Source organism: Pandoraea eparura (assembly GCF_902459725.1).
In the GTDB taxonomy this organism is placed as follows: Bacteria; Pseudomonadota; Gammaproteobacteria; order Burkholderiales; family Burkholderiaceae; genus Pandoraea; species Pandoraea eparura.
The window spans coordinates 1-14,145 of record NZ_CABPSH010000002.1 but is presented as its reverse complement, the minus strand read 5'-3'; the positions used below and the strand labels follow the sequence as shown (position 1 = coordinate 14,145).

General features: G+C 60.9%; 13 protein-coding genes and 1 pseudogene. 10 read left to right on the top strand and 4 right to left on the bottom strand.

Annotation, left to right across the window (positions count from 1 at the left end):
• Positions 1-4 precede the first annotated feature (4 nt).
• The 7 genes from PEP31012_RS04075 to PEP31012_RS04045 all read left to right on the top strand — a co-directional run bounded on the left by PEP31012_RS04075 (position 5) and on the right by PEP31012_RS04045 (position 8,156).
• Positions 5-868: a 4Fe-4S dicluster domain-containing protein gene (locus PEP31012_RS04075; protein ID WP_150588094.1), complete on the top strand. Its 864-nt coding sequence runs from the start codon at positions 5-7 to the stop codon at positions 866-868.
• Between the two features lie 16 nt (positions 869-884).
• The gene (locus tag PEP31012_RS04070; protein ID WP_150588093.1) at positions 885-1,376 is read left to right on the top strand and encodes a methyl-accepting chemotaxis protein; all 492 of its coding nucleotides are present in this window, start codon (positions 885-887) and stop codon (positions 1,374-1,376) included.
• On the top strand, positions 1,373-2,392 hold the full coding sequence (locus PEP31012_RS04065; RefSeq protein ID WP_174978110.1) for an AraC family transcriptional regulator: 1,020 nt from the start codon (positions 1,373-1,375) through the stop codon (positions 2,390-2,392). Before PEP31012_RS04070 ends, PEP31012_RS04065 begins: the two co-directional genes overlap by 4 nt.
• Positions 2,393-2,544: 152 nt before the next feature.
• A complete protein-coding gene (locus PEP31012_RS04060) occupies positions 2,545-4,335 on the top strand; it encodes an acyl-CoA dehydrogenase (protein WP_150588092.1) in 1,791 nt (596 codons plus the stop codon).
• Between the two features lie 14 nt (positions 4,336-4,349).
• Complete coding sequence (locus tag PEP31012_RS04055) at positions 4,350-6,023, top strand: electron transfer flavoprotein-ubiquinone oxidoreductase (RefSeq protein ID WP_150588091.1); 1,674 nt, start codon at positions 4,350-4,352, stop codon at positions 6,021-6,023.
• A gap of 57 nt (positions 6,024-6,080) precedes the next feature.
• Positions 6,081-7,274: a beta-ketothiolase BktB gene (bktB, locus tag PEP31012_RS04050; protein ID WP_150588090.1), complete on the top strand. Its 1,194-nt coding sequence runs from the start codon at positions 6,081-6,083 to the stop codon at positions 7,272-7,274.
• Between the two features lie 30 nt (positions 7,275-7,304).
• Positions 7,305-8,156, top strand: a complete 852-nt coding sequence (locus PEP31012_RS04045; RefSeq protein WP_150588089.1) for a 3-hydroxybutyryl-CoA dehydrogenase — start codon at positions 7,305-7,307, stop codon at positions 8,154-8,156.
• Here the strand turns inward: PEP31012_RS04045 and PEP31012_RS04040 are convergent.
• Positions 8,157-8,352, bottom strand: a pseudogene (locus tag PEP31012_RS04040) (IS3 family transposase); the annotation flags it as partial.
• Between the two features lie 92 nt (positions 8,353-8,444).
• Between PEP31012_RS04040 and PEP31012_RS04035 the strand changes: the two are divergent.
• Positions 8,445-8,879, top strand: coding sequence for a cupin domain-containing protein (locus PEP31012_RS04035; RefSeq protein WP_150588088.1), 435 nt, complete (start codon positions 8,445-8,447; stop codon positions 8,877-8,879).
• A 203-nt stretch (positions 8,880-9,082) separates the two neighbouring features.
• A complete protein-coding gene (locus tag PEP31012_RS04030) occupies positions 9,083-9,685 on the top strand; it encodes a hypothetical protein (protein ID WP_150588087.1) in 603 nt (200 codons plus the stop codon).
• Positions 9,686-9,793: 108 nt separating this feature from the next.
• Here PEP31012_RS04030 and PEP31012_RS04025 read toward each other — a convergent pair whose 3' ends face one another.
• From PEP31012_RS04025 to PEP31012_RS04015, 3 genes are read right to left on the bottom strand one after another with little or no spacing between them, the layout of a single operon-like run.
• Positions 9,794-10,075, bottom strand: a complete 282-nt coding sequence (locus tag PEP31012_RS04025; protein ID WP_150588086.1) for a XapX domain-containing protein — start codon at positions 10,073-10,075, stop codon at positions 9,794-9,796.
• A gap of 26 nt (positions 10,076-10,101) precedes the next feature.
• Positions 10,102-11,961, bottom strand: coding sequence for an amidohydrolase (locus PEP31012_RS04020; RefSeq protein WP_150588085.1), 1,860 nt, complete (start codon positions 11,959-11,961; stop codon positions 10,102-10,104).
• A gap of 13 nt (positions 11,962-11,974) precedes the next feature.
• On the bottom strand, positions 11,975-12,661 hold the full coding sequence (locus PEP31012_RS04015; protein ID WP_150588084.1) for a hydrolase: 687 nt from the start codon (positions 12,659-12,661) through the stop codon (positions 11,975-11,977).
• Between the two features lie 252 nt (positions 12,662-12,913).
• Here PEP31012_RS04015 and PEP31012_RS04010 point away from each other — a divergent pair, with 252 nt between their 5' ends.
• Positions 12,914-13,594, top strand: coding sequence for a response regulator transcription factor (locus tag PEP31012_RS04010; RefSeq protein ID WP_246171140.1), 681 nt, complete (start codon positions 12,914-12,916; stop codon positions 13,592-13,594).
• Positions 13,595-14,145: the final 551 nt, after the last annotated feature.

The following is a 14,145-nucleotide window of genomic DNA, read 5'->3' as shown; positions in this document are numbered from 1 at the left end:
CAGAATGAACAAGTGGAACCTGATCGTCCATGTCGGACGTTGCGAAAATTGCCAGAACTGCGTCATCGCCTCCCGCGACGAGCATGTTGGCAACGACTTTCCCGGCTACGCTGCGCCGGCGGCCGCCAGCGGCGAAAGTCCCATCCGAATTTTGCGCCGGGTGCAGGGCGACTCGCACATGGTCCAAACCACCTACCTACCAGTGATGTGCAACCACTGCGATGACGCGCCCTGTATGCGAGTGGGCGGCGATGCCATTCGCAAGCGCGCCGACGGTATCGTCATCATCGATCCGGAGAAGGCGCGTGGCCGAAAGGACATTGTAAAGGCTTGCCCCTACAAGGCGATCGTCTGGAACGACGAATTGCAACTGCCTCAGATCTGGATCTTTGACGCCCACCTGCTCGATCATGGTTGGTCTCACCCGCGTTGTCAGCAATCGTGCCCCACCGAGGTGTTCGAGGCGGTAAAGCTCGACGATGAGTCAATGGCCATGAAGGCTCGGCGCGAAGGGCTGAGGGTGCTTCAGCCCAACTTCGGGACGAAGCCCCGCGTGTGGTACAGCGGCCTGGAGCGTTGGGATACCTGTTTCATCGGAGGAAGCGTGAGCGCTCAGGTTGGCGGGGTGGTCGAGTGCGTCGCAGGTGCGACAGCGACGTTGTACATTGGCGATCGCGTAGTGGCCGAGACCGTGTCGGACGCTTTCGGGGATTTCCTGTTCGGCGGGTTAGCGAAGGGCAGTGGTGTCTACAGAGTCGAGATTCGTCATACACGTGGGAAGGCTACGCACGCGTGCGAATTAGGCGAGAGCGTTTACGTTGGCGAACTCAGCCTATCTCACTCAGCCAACGGCTTGGAAGTCGCTTAAGGTGGGATCACGAGGATTGCTGGATCGCCTTGGCAATCGTGGCGTACGGGCGCTGGCGCGCGCCGACGGCAAGGACGGCTTGCGAGCATTCGTCCCCAGTGACATGTCTCCGGCGATTGAACCACTGACGCTCATGCTTGACTGGTTCGTCAAACTTCAGATGGACGCTGCACGCCGGGACTACGAGCTGGCAGATGCGACCTGTCGGTGCGTGGTGCGGACAAACGTCATCGAAACCCTGCGCATTGTGGGCGCCTTCGGGTTTGTCTGCCGGGCGTTGATTCGGTCCATCTCCCGACCGCTTGCGGAAACGGTTTCATCGGGTGACCTGGTCTCTCACATGGAGCCGTCGGGGCGCGACGAGACAAGTCATCGATTGGTTGCACTCAAGTGCGTGAATGACAGCCTCGCTGGAATCGTCAGCGGAGTTCGCACGAGCGGCAAGTCAATCGGGGCGGCGATCCGCCAGATGCCACGATTGAGCAACGCGTTGGCACAAAGCCATTGAATCCGCTTTCGGCTACCGTTCCCGCCTCGCTTGTGAACAGCATTCTTGTCGGTGCTGCTTCGAGCGAGATCGCGCATCTGGCCGGCTGCGCGGGCATTTCCTACGAATTGCTCCGCGAGCCCGGCGCCCGTCTGACGGAAGAGCAATTCGCAACACTGTACCGGATCCGTGCCCATGCGCTGGACGACGAAATGCCGGGCATCTTCAGCCGGCCGTTGCGCAACGGCACCTTGAAATACCTCAGCTTGAGCCTGCTCGATGCACCGAATTTGGAGATTGCGATGCATCGGTTTGGCCAGTTCCTGCATCTGCTCATCGACGAGTTCAGCGTCAAGACGCGGCGCGAAGGGGATGTCTGCAGCATTGAACTCGTCGCCAAGCGCGACGATTCCACCTCGCGCTGGCTTGGTCGGGAACTGATACTCAAGCTCGCTCACGGCTTGGCGTCGTGGTTGATCGGGCAACAGATCCCGCTGCTCGGCGTAGATTTCGATTTTCCGCGTCCGCCGCATGCCATTGACTATCGCTATCTGTTCCCGGGGCCGGTTCGATTCGATTGCTCCCGAACGCTCATGCGTTTTGAAGCCGGCTTTCTGGGCATGGTGATACGGCGGCAAAAGTCGGATTTACGAGTGTTCCTGGCGCATGCGCCAAAGGACTGGCTCTTCGTGTCGCCGGCGGAGCCAATGGCGTGCCATCGGGTTCGCGAATACCTCAACGGATGTTTGCCGATGGTGCCGAATATCGCGATCGTGGCGCGGGATCTGCATCTCTCCGTACGCACCTTATGCCGCCGTCTTTCGGCCGAAGGTACCACCTTCCAGGCCATCAAGGACGAGTTGCGGCGCGATCTTGCGATTCAACGCTTGACGCGCTCGTCGGACGCCATTGCCGCCATTGCCTACGACATCGGCTTCGACGATCCCAGCGCCTTTCACCGGGCATTTCGGCATTGGACGGGAAGCACGCCGCAATCATACCGAAACACAGGGCCGCGCACGCCACCACTGGTCTGAAACATGGCACGTTTTGTCAATGAAAGGGCGGCTTTTGGCATTGGTGTTCAAACTGCAGATCATTACGATGGCTCATCTGGGTCGAGTCGCCGCGGGATCAAGCCCGTGCTCCGGCAGCCCATTTCGTCAAGATCACACAGGAAGGACGCGCGATGAGCTACGCCGCACCATTGAAGGACATGCTGTTCGTCATGAAGGAGCTTGCCGGACTCGACGACGTGGCGACGTTGCCGGGGTTCGAGGATGCCAATCTTGAAACGGCGCAGGCAGTGCTGGAAGAGGCGGCAAAGCTGTGCAGCGACGTGCTGGCGCCATTGAATGCGCAAGGGGATCACAACCCAAGTACATGGAAAGACGGTAGCGTGAGCGCATCTCCTGGTTTTACGGAAGCGTTCCGCCAGTACGCCGAAGGGGGGTGGCAGGGTTTGCAACACCCGGTTGCCTATGACGGCCAAGGGTTGCCCAAGCTGATTTCGACGCCTTGTGTGGAGATGCTGAACGCGTCGAACCTGTCGTTTGCGCTGTGTCCTCTCTTGACCGACGGTGCGATCGAAGCCTTGCTCACGGCCGGTTCCGACACGCTGAAGCAAACTTATGTACCGAAGCTTGTCTCAGGCGAGTGGACCGGCACGATGAACCTGACCGAGCCGCAGGCGGGCTCGGATCTTGCGCTGTTGCGCACCCGCGCAGAGCGGCAGGACGACGGCAATTACCGCGTGTTCGGGACGAAGATCTTTATTACGTGGGGCGAGCACGACATGGCCCGGAACATCGTGCATCTCGTCCTTGCACGCACACCGGATGCGCCGGAAGGCATCAAGGGCATCTCGCTGTTCGTCGTGCCGAAGTTCCTTGTCGCTGCCGACGGCTCGCTTGGTCAGCGCAACGATGTGGAATGCGTGTCCATCGAGCATAAGCTGGGCATCAAGGCGAGCCCGACGGCCGTGCTGCAATTTGGCGATCACGGCGGGGCGATTGGCCATCTGGTCGGTGAGGAGAATCGCGGCCTTGAGTACATGTTCGTCATGATGAACGCCGCACGCTTCGGTGTAGGCGTCCAGGGCATCGGCGTGTCCGATCGCGCGTATCAGCAGGCAGCCGCCTACGCTAAAGAGCGCGTGCAGAGCCGCCCGGTCGACGGTTCGGCCCGCAATTCTGTGGCGATCGTTCACCACCCGGACGTGCGCCGCATGCTGGCATCGATGCGAGCGGCGACCGAAGCCGCGCGTGCGCTCGCTTATGTCGCGGCAGCGCATTCGGACATGGCACATGCGCACGCAGACGAAGCTGAACGTAACCAACACAAGGCTCGCTACGAATTTTTCGTGCCGATCGTGAAAGGGTGGAGCACCGAGATGTCCGTCGATGTCACAAGCCTCGGCATACAAGTCCATGGTGGTATGGGCTACATCGAAGAAACAGGTGCTGCGCAGCTTTACCGTGACGCTCGCATTTTGCCCATCTACGAAGGCACGACCGCGATTCAGGCAAACGACCTGATCGGCCGGAAGACCTTGCTCGATGGTGGGGCAGTGGCGCGTGCTGTGCTCAGCGACATTGCAGCAACGATCGAGCAGATCGAGCAGCGGGAAGGTCCAGCGTTTCGCTCGACACAGCGCTATTTGAAACAGGGTGCTCGCTCGTTGGAAGCCGCCGTGGCATTCGTGCTCGAGAATGCCAAGCAAAGTCCGAACGCGGTGTATTCGGGCGGCGTCGCTTACCTGAAGCTTGCCGGCATTGTCCTCGGTGGCTGGCAGATGGCGCGAGCGCTTCTCGTCGCGACCGACAAGCTCGACGAAGACCCCGCCTTCTATGGCGCAAAGATTTCGACGGCGCAATGTTACGCAGAACATATCCTGCCGCAAGCGTCGGCGCTCGAGGCCGCGATTGTCTGCGCCAAGGAAAACGAAGGGCTGCTCGCCTTGTCCGAAGATCAGTTTTGAGGCCGCGGCTACCTATGTCTCCTGAGCACCTGCTTGACAAATTTGGTCCACGCGAGTCAATGCAATACGACGTGGTTGTGGTTGGCGGTGGCCCCGCAGGCTTGTCTGCCGCAATTCAGTTGAAGAAGCGGGGACTGGAGCAGGGCCGCGAGATCAGCGTGTGCGTGCTGGAGAAGGGGGCGGAAATTGGCGCCCACATCCTCTCGGGGGCGGTGATGGATCCCCGCGCGCTTGACGAGCTAATTCCCGACTGGAAGGCACGCGGCGCGCCGCTAAATGTCCCGGTCACGGAGGATCGCTTCCTATTCTTGAGAGAAGGTGCCGCAAACGCTGTGCCCAACTGGGCATTGCCCGACAATTTTAAGAATCATGGCAACTATGTCGTCAGTCTGGCCAGCGTCGCGCGGTGGCTAGGGCAGCAAGCCGAGGCGCTGGGTGTCGAGCTGTTCCCTGGATTTCCCGCGGCCGATGTCATTTATCACGACGACGGTGCGGTCAAGGGCGTGGTAACCGGTGACATGGGACTCGGCAAGGATGGCGAACCAACCGCCAACTTCCAGCTTGGCATCGCGCTGCATGCCAAGTACACGTTGTTCGCCGAAGGAGCGCGCGGTCATCTTGGCCGGAAGCTTCAAGATCGTTTTGCGTTGCGTAACGGCGTCGATCCACAGGTTCACGGCATCGGCATCAAAGAGCTGTGGGAGATCGCCCCGGAAGTGCACCGACCCGGTCTCGTCATCCACACTGCGGGATGGCCGCTGCGAAGCGACACCTACGGCGGATCGTTTCTCTACCATCTGGACAATCGCCAGGTCATGGTGGGGTTCGTGGTGGGTTTAGGCTATCAGAACCCGTATCTGTCTCCTTTCGACGAGTTCCAACGCTACAAGACACACCCGTCGATCCGAAAATACCTCGAAGGCGGCAAGCGCTTGTCCTACGGCGCACGAGCCATCACGGCGGGCGGTTTGGTGTCATTGCCGAAGCTGACATTTCCAGGAGGGGCGCTGATCGGCGATGATGCCGGGTTCCTCAACGCCTCACGCATCAAGGGCAGCCATGCCGCGATCAAGACCGGCATGCTCGCGGCCGACGCGGCCTTCGACGCGGTGCAAGGCGGTCGCCAATCGGATGAGTTGTTCGCATACCCGGAGGCTTTCCGGAAATCGTGGCTGTACGCAGAGCTTCGCCGAGCTCGCAATTTCAAGCAATGGATGGGCAAGGGTCTCTATCTGGGAGCGCTGATGGTTGGCGTCGAGCAGAAGCTGCTGGGCGGCAAGATGCCTTGGACGCTACACCATAAGCACGCCGATCACGAGACGCTGAAACCGGCGGCTCGATGCAAGCCGATATCGTATCCGAAGCCGGACGGCAAGTTGACGTTCGACAGGCTCTCATCCGTGTTCGTTTCCAATACGAATCACGAGGAAAACCAGCCAGCTCACTTGCGGTTGAAAGACGCCGCCATACCGGTCGGCATCAACCTGCGCATTTACGGCGGTCCGGAAAGCCGCTACTGCCCCGCAGGCGTGTACGAATTTACGAAGCACGACGACGGCGCGCAGCGATTGACGATCAACGCCCAGAATTGCGTGCATTGCAAGACCTGCGACATCAAGGACCCTACGCAGAACATTATCTGGACGCCCCCGGAAGGCGGCGGGGGGCCGAATTATCCAAATATGTGAGTTGCCGTGTGAGGCCATCGAGCTGGCTCATTTGGCCGATAAATCGAGGAGCATGACGTGAGAAAAGAAGTCGTGGTGGTGAGTGGCGTACGAACGGCAATTGGGAAATTTGGCGGCAGCCTGAAAGAGTTGGCCCCTACCGAATTGGGAGCATTGGTCGTGCGAGAAGTTCTGGCACGCGCAACGGTTGCTGGGGAAGACGTCGGGCATGTCGTATTTGGCAACGTTCTTGCCACCGAGCCCAAGGATCTGTATTTGGCGCGCGTTGCCGCAGTCAATGGCGGTGTTGCGGCAGCCACGCCGGCCCTGACTGTCAATCGGCTGTGTGGTTCCGGTTTGCAGGCAATCATATCGGCGGCACAAACGATCCTGCTCGGCGACGCCGACGTCGCCATCGGCGGGGGGGCTGAGAACATGAGCCGCGCCCCCTACATCACGCCTGACGCACGGTTCGGTGCACGTATGGGCGACGCTCGTTTGATCGATATGTTGCTTGGTGCATTAGACGATCCGTTTCACGGCGTTCCAATGGGAGTCACGGCAGAGAACGTTGCTCGGAAGTACACCATCCACCGTGAGCAACAAGATGCACTGGCCGTCGAATCGCACCGTCGCGCGGCACGCGCTATCGACGAGGGGCGTTTCAAGACGCAGATCCTGCCCATCATCCGCAAAGTGAAAGGGCAGATGATCACGTTCGACACGGACGAGCACGTGCGTCGACAGCTTGATCCGAGCGAGCTTTCCGGGCTGCGGCCGGTGTTCCAGAAGGATGGGGGCACGGTCACGGCGGGCAACGCCTCGGGCATCAACGATGCGGCTGCGGCTGTCCTCATGATGTCCAGGGAGGCTGCCGAGGAGCGCGGCGTAAAGGCAATGGCGCGTTTGGTGTCTTATGCGCACGCTGGCGTTGATCCGCTGTACATGGGGATTGGCCCGGTCCCCGCCACCCGCATTGCGCTTCAGCGCGCAGGGCTGGAAATTGCGGACCTGGATGTCATTGAGGCCAACGAAGCGTTTGCCGCACAGGCATGCGCGGTGACGCAAGCGCTGCAGCTCGATCCGGCCAAAGTGAATCCAAACGGGTCAGGTATCTCGCTTGGCCATCCGATTGGCGCCACTGGCGCACTCATTACCGTCAAGGCGCTATATGAATTGCAGCGAATCAATGGACGCTATGCCTTGGTCACGATGTGCATCGGTGGCGGGCAAGGCATTGCTGCCGTGTTCGAGAACCTTCAGCAGGGGTAACTCGACAAGCCGACGAAAATGGAAGTCCCGATGACAATTGAATCCGTAGGCATCGTTGGTGCTGGTGCGATGGGCAGCGGCATCGCACAGATCGTCGCCACTGCCGGCCTGAATGCCGTCCTGATCGACATTAACGAGTACGCACTTGCAGGGGGCATCGAATCGTTGACCACCGGCCTTGACCGAATGGTGGCCAAAGGCACGCTTGATGCGGCACTGCGATCGGTCATAATTTCCAGGGTTGAGACATCGACAGATTACCGGCGACTTGCCGACGTAGATCTCATCATCGAAGCGGCTACCGAAAATTTCGAACTCAAGATGCGCATCCTGGCGCAGATTGTGTCGGTTGTCCGCCCGAGCGCAATCATTGCGTCGAATACTTCGTCGATCTCGATCACGGCGCTTGGCGCAGCTATATCGAACCCGTCGCGCTTTATCGGTATGCATTTCTTCAACCCTGTGCCATTGCTACCACTTGTCGAGATCATTAATGGTGTTCAGACAAGCGCTGAGACAGGGCGCGCGGTGCAAGAGCTGGCACTTCGGCTAAGCAAAGTGCCTATTTGCGTCAAAAACTCTCCTGGTTTCGTAGTTAACCGGATTCTGGTGCCGATGATTAACGAAGCGTTCTTTCTTCTGGCAGAGGGCATTGCAAGCGCAGAGGAAATAGATGCGGGGATGCGACTCGGTGCCAATCATCCAATCGGGCCGCTTGCGCTCGCCGACCTGGTCGGGCTCGACGTCTGCCTGTCGGTCATGGACGTATTCGCGAAAGATTTTGGCGACACCAAATACCGAGCTTGTCCGTTACTGCGCGAGTTGGTGGCCGCGGGGCGTTTGGGCAGAAAGTCCGGCTATGGGGTGTATCGTTATGCATAGTCATTTGAGTTGCCTGTAGTCGTCAGCTTCGGCCTCCGCGGGCGGGATATCGCCGGGCGGTTCCATCACCCGATGATGGTTGTGCCAGGCCAGCCGCCCCATTCCAGGGGCTCCAGTTCGACGGATGCCCCGCCTTCCGCGGGGCGCGCCGATGAATCAGTTCCATTGTGTACTGACCGTTGATCGTTTTAGCCAACATCCGCCACATGAGATTCCAACTGAAGCGGCACTTGACGGCCGCTTTTCACGTAGTAAAGTTATTTTGCTACGGTCCTACGGAGTTTCGCGATGAACTCGACACATCATGAACTGATCACCATTGGCTCACTGTCGATGCAGTTCCTGGTCGATGGTCGGGACACGTCGGGCCACATGGCGATGGCGGAAATGGTCGTCGGGCCGCACGCCAAAGTTCCTCCCCCGCATCGCCACGTCGACGTTGACGAAACCATCCGAGTCCTGGAGGGAACGCTGACTTACCGCGTCGACAACTGCGTACGTGTACTGGGCGTGGGCGACCATAGATTCTCACCGCGCGGCAGCATTCACCACTTCTCCAATCCCGGCGATGTTCCCGCTCGCGTACTCATCGTGTTTTCACCCGCCAACATCGGGCCGGACTATTTTCGCGAAGTGGCCGCTGTGGTAAGCGCTGGCGGCCCACCGGACATGGAAAAAATGAAGTCCGTGATGCAGCGCCACGGGATCGAACTGGCGTCTTGACATACACGGCGATCCCCAGGCTTTGCCAACGATGCGATTCGCGTGCGGGAAGCCTGGCAGGATCAACGACAGCTCGGCAAGATGGCGCATGCGCAGCGGCACACCGCGTGTTCGCCGGAATTGCAAAACCGCTGACCGTATCGCAAAGAGCGGCGCCAAGGGAATGGCAGGATGCAATCTCCAACCACCGACGGAGGTCGACGATGAATCCTGTAGGCGCCGCAACGATCAGCACGCTACCGATGATGTCCGGCAACGAGCATCCGCCTTTGGATCGCCCGAGTGAGCGTTTCCGTGCAGACCTCCGGACGGTTGGACTTCAGTCGGCGGGAGGTCTACGTTCCCCGATGGCGGCATCAGCGGTGCGATTGCGCGATGACAGCGCGCAACGCCCTCTGCCGCTTTTGTCCGTCAGTAACCTGGAGAACTTGCCAGATCCGGAACCTGCCGTCGACTTCGCGTTTTTCCGTGAGCCTTTGAAGCGCAACGAGACGCTCCTGAATCAATGGGGAGAAGCGGCGAGCGCCGGTAGCCAATCCGAAGCATGGGGCCGATTCGTCGACGACATCAGTGCGCGTTTCTTTAAGGGCAGCCGGAAGCAGCGCGTGATGGATGCCTTGATGTTATGTATCGACGTGCTACCCCCGAATCGCCGAGCGGATGCGCTGGCATGCTTGCTCGCGGATGGCGAGGAGGGCATGGCCGCTGCGGAAGAGTTCTGGGAATACATCGGGCTGGATCGAATCCCCGAAGCGGACAAGGATCGGGTGCGCGAGCTGATTCGCCAGTATGAAATCGGCATGTAATTCGCCGACCCCGTTCGGCGTGCCCGGGGGAAGCGATACCCCGTCCGCGTTGCGCGGTTCGCTACCCACCGGGCCAAAAAAGGCGACCTATTCCTCTCTCACGATAGATCAAGCCTTGCGCGAGTCGCTCTTGGCAGCTTCCTTCGTCGGTTGGGCCACTGGCCCGGGCAGGCCGGTGATCTTCGGAATGCATTCGCGATGGAACCAGACAAGATTGACCGGCTCGCCGGCGAGCAGACGCTTGACTGGCGGCACAACCTGCTCGCCGATCAGCATGCCGAGCAGGCCGATCAGCGCGACGACCGGCGGCGCAGGGGACCGCACGCCGAGGCCGCCGTAAATGATGCCGACGAGCACGCCGACGCCGAGTGAGACGAGATAAAGCTTCATGAGGATTCTCCGAACCGTCCGATCGATCAGAACGCCCAGCACGAGCAGCCGAGTGCACCCCAGAAGCCGCTTTCGTCCGACGCGGGCACGTGTGACGACCAGGCCCTCGCATGCGCATGACCGTGTACACCGCACGACGTCGCACATGCACAACTTACGCTCACGTTAAGCACCTGCGACTGGCGCGGCGAGTAGCCCACGCCATGCCTTGCCGGCGACCAATCCGGCATGGCGGGCGGCAGATCAGGCGCATAGCGACCGAAGTCGCCATCGCCATAGACGACCTTACCGCCCAGCAACGTCAGGACTGACGTGATGTCCTGGATCTCGTCTTCCGGCACGCTGAAGTAATCGTCGGAGAGCACCGCCAGATCGGCGAGTTGCCCGACCTTGATCTGCCCCTTCTTGCCGACCTCGGACGAGAACCACGTGTTGGCTTCCGTCCACAGGCGCAACGCGTCGTCACGATCGAGCAGGTTGCCCGGCGCGGACATGCGAAGCCCGCCCACGGTCTTGCCCGTCACAAGCCAGTAGAGCGAGACCCAGGGGTTGTAGGAGGCGACCCGCGTCGCGTCCGTCCCGGCCCCGACCTTCACGCCGCGCTCCAACATGCGGCGGATCGGCGGTGTGGCTTCGGCCGCACGCGCGCCGTAGCGCTCCACGAAGTACTCGCCTTGATAGGCCATCCGGTGCTGCACGGCAATGCCGCCGCCCAGGGCCGCGATGCGATCGATGTTTCGATCGCTGATGGTCTCGGCATGATCGAAGAACCAATGCAGGCCGTCGAACGGCACATCCTTCGCGACCTTTTCATAGACGTCGAGCGCGCGGGAGATGGTCTCGTCGTAGGTCGCATGCAGACGCCACGGCCAGCGGTTTTCCGCAAGCAGCCGCACGACCGGCTCGAGATCACCTTCCATCGATGGTGGCATCTCGGGCCGCTCGACGCGAAAGTCTTCGAAATCGGCGGCCGTGTACACGAGCATCTCGCCCGCCCCGTTGTGACGATAGAGATCGTCGCCCTGGCCAGGACTGACTTGCTTGACCCACTGGCTGAAATCCGCGAGTTCGGCCTTGGGTTTCTGTGTGAACAGGTTATAGGCAAGGCGCACCGTGAGCTGTCCCTCGCGATGCAGCGCTTCGATGATGTCGTAGTCCTCGGGGTAGTTCTGGAAGCCGCCGCCCGCGTCGATCACGCCCGTTACGCCGAGCCGGTTGACCTCGCGCATGAAGTGGCGCGTCGAGTTCTTCTGATAGTCCGGGGGCAGCTTCGGGCCCTTGGCGAGTGTGGCATACAAAATGGTCGCATTCGGTTTGGCCAGCAGCAACCCGGTCGGATTTCCCGACGCGTCGCGCACGATCTCCCCGCCCGGCGGGTTGGGCGTGTCTTTCGTATAGCCCACGGTGCGAAGGGCCGCGCCGTTGAGGATCGCGCGGTCATACAGATGCAGGATGAACACGGGCGTGTCGGGGGCGACGGCATTGAGTTCGTCGATGGTCGGCAGACGCTTCTCGGCGAACTGATGCTCGGTGAATCCGCCCACCACCCGAACCCACTGGGGCGCAGGCGTGCGATCGACCTGCGCCTTCAACATGCGCATGGCGTCGGCCAGCGAGCGAACGCCGTCCCAGCGCAGCTCCATGTTGTAGTTCAGACCGCCCCGGATGATGTGCATGTGACTGTCGATCAGTCCCGGGATGACGCGGCGGCCCCGCAGGTCGATGACCTCGGTGCCGGTACTGGCAAGACGCATCACGTCGTCGCGCGTGCCGACGGCGGTGAACTTCCCGCCGGTGATCGCCACGGCATCCGCCTGCGGGTTGGCGCGGTCGAGCGTGGCGAACTTGCCGTTGACCAGAATCAGTTCGGGCGTGGGGGCGGACATGACGTCCCTCCTGTCAGCGAGCGGGTACGGCCGGGATGGCCTCGTGCGGGGTTGCGGTGCGCTGCGCCGCTTTGTGGACCATTGTATAGGCGTAGTCGACACCCATGCCGTAGGCGCCGGAATGCTCCTTGACGAGCTTCATCACGGCATCGTACGTGTCGCGGTGCGCCCAGTCGCGTTGCCATTCGAGCAGCACCTGCTGCCACGTCACCGGCACGACTCCCGCCTGCACCATGCGCTGCATCGCATAGTCGTGGGCTTCTTTCGAGGTGCCGCCCGACGCGTCGGCAACCATATAAATCTCGTAACCGCCTTCGAGGATCGCGCACAACGCGAAGGTGGTGTTGCAGACTTCGGTCCACAGGCCCGAGACGATGACTTTCTTGCGGCCGTTGGCCGCGAGGGCGTCGCGCACCTTCTGGTCATCCCACGAATTCATCGAGGTGCGCTCGAGCAACTTCTGGTTCGGGAAGACGTCGAGCAGTTCCGGGTAGGTAAAGCCCGAGAACGATTCGGTTTCCACCGTCGTGATCGTCGTCGGAATTTTGAAGATGCTGGCGGCCTTGGCAAGCCCCACCGCGTTGTTCTTGAGCGCCTGGCGATCCATCGACTGAACGCCGAAGGCCATCTGCGGTTGATGATCGATGAAGATGAGCTGGCTGTTTTGCGGGGTGAGGACTTCGAGCTTGGGATTCGACATGAGAGGCTCCGGTACGAATGCTGACAAGCGCCGCGATGAGATCGCGAGCGGCCATCCTGAAGCCTATGCCGTCCCGGTGACGCCGACCATCGTCTCTTCGTATTACCATCCGCAATCCGATGACTGAACTAGGCGATCCGCCGATTCTTGTGGGAAATGGTGTGGACGTTTGTGCTTTTCTCTGGCGTCCAACGGTATGTCCGGAGGCTGTCGTATACTCGTCGGCACTGAATCATGGCACCGCCGACTTGCATGAACGGGCTTCCTGACAGCGATACCGCGACCGTCTATATCGTCGAGAGCGATCTGGCGGACAGAGACGCGCTTTGCGCGCAGCTCTCGGCCGCCGGTCTGCGGGCGCGAGGCTTTGCGTGTGGGGCGTCGTTCCTTGCGCGCGAGCGCGCTGCCGGGCCTGCGTGTCTCGTGGTGGACGTGGATTTCGAAGTGGCCGGCAGCGGCCTGGCATTGCAGGACGCCCTAGTTGCGATTCAGGATCCGATTCCGGTGGTTTTCATCGCCGATGACGCGGATGTGGCGACGAGCGTCCAGGGCATGAAAGCGGGGGCGGTCGACTTTCTCACCCGGCCGTTTCCAGAGGGCGTGTTGCTCAATGCCGTGGGCGTCGCGCTAGCACAGGATCGCCTGCGTCTTGCGAGAGAGAAAGTCAGTACGACCGTCGCCGACCGCGCGCAACGGCTTTCGCCACGTGAGCGCGAAGTGATGGCGCTTGTTGCGGCGGGGCGCATGAACAAACATATCGCGGACGAACTGGGGATCAGCGAAGTCACGGTCAAGATCCATCGCGGCAATGCGATGCGCAAGATGGAAGCGCGCTCATTCGCGGATCTGGTCATCATGGCGCACAAGCTGGGCATGACATCGCCTGCCCTGTACCACGGCGGTATTGGGCGGCATCGACGCGAGCCGGCCTGATCGACGGCGTGCGGTTCGCATACCGTCATACTTCCACACCGCTTTTCCGGACACATCGATCCCCGGCGCACCGACACCCAGCGCCCCAGCCCCCCAGCCCCCCAGCACCCCAGCACCCCAGCACCCCAGCACCCCAGCACCCCAGCACCCCAGCACCCCAGCACCCCAGCACCCCAGCACCCAGCACCCCGCACCCAGCACCCAGCACGCGAAGCCCAACGCCCAACACCGCGATTCGAGTGTCGCATCTGCCTGGCAAATCGTCAGCCATCGGAAATCTAGCCGGCGACCTTCCGCAGCTATACAACTTGCAGATCCTATATATAGGGGGCAGGGGTGACGATGACGTACGCCGCTGTGGATCACTGGCGAGCGTTACGACACGCAAGCATTTTTCCTTGGCGATGCGCGTGCCGCGAGCGGTGTGCCGGGCAAGCCGGCAAATAAGTAAGGCGCGTCGCCGCCTTCAAAAATGTTTCACAAAGGGCTTGCGCGGTTCGTCGAACGTGTCTAATATTCCGTCTCTCGCAACGACGGCGACGCAGCGAAAG

What these genes read in the sequence shown, in the direction of transcription:
- PEP31012_RS04020 (WP_150588085.1), bottom strand. Translation starts at nt 11,961, where the DNA reads ATGTCCGCCCCCACGCCCGAACTGATTCTGGTCAACGGCAAGTTCGCC.
- PEP31012_RS04025 (WP_150588086.1), bottom strand. Translation starts at nt 10,075, where the DNA reads ATGAAGCTTTATCTCGTCTCACTCGGCGTCGGCGTGCTCGTCGGCATC.
- PEP31012_RS04060 (WP_150588092.1), top strand. Translation starts at nt 2,545, where the DNA reads ATGAGCTACGCCGCACCATTGAAGGACATGCTGTTCGTCATGAAGGAG.
- PEP31012_RS04030 (WP_150588087.1), top strand. Translation starts at nt 9,083, where the DNA reads ATGAATCCTGTAGGCGCCGCAACGATCAGCACGCTACCGATGATGTCC.
- PEP31012_RS04045 (WP_150588089.1), top strand. Translation starts at nt 7,305, where the DNA reads ATGACAATTGAATCCGTAGGCATCGTTGGTGCTGGTGCGATGGGCAGC.
- PEP31012_RS04055 (WP_150588091.1), top strand. Translation starts at nt 4,350, where the DNA reads ATGTCTCCTGAGCACCTGCTTGACAAATTTGGTCCACGCGAGTCAATG.
- PEP31012_RS04010 (WP_246171140.1), top strand. Translation starts at nt 12,914, where the DNA reads ATGAACGGGCTTCCTGACAGCGATACCGCGACCGTCTATATCGTCGAG.
- PEP31012_RS04075 (WP_150588094.1), top strand. Translation starts at nt 5, where the DNA reads ATGAACAAGTGGAACCTGATCGTCCATGTCGGACGTTGCGAAAATTGC.
- PEP31012_RS04035 (WP_150588088.1), top strand. Translation starts at nt 8,445, where the DNA reads ATGAACTCGACACATCATGAACTGATCACCATTGGCTCACTGTCGATG.
- PEP31012_RS04015 (WP_150588084.1), bottom strand. Translation starts at nt 12,661, where the DNA reads ATGTCGAATCCCAAGCTCGAAGTCCTCACCCCGCAAAACAGCCAGCTC.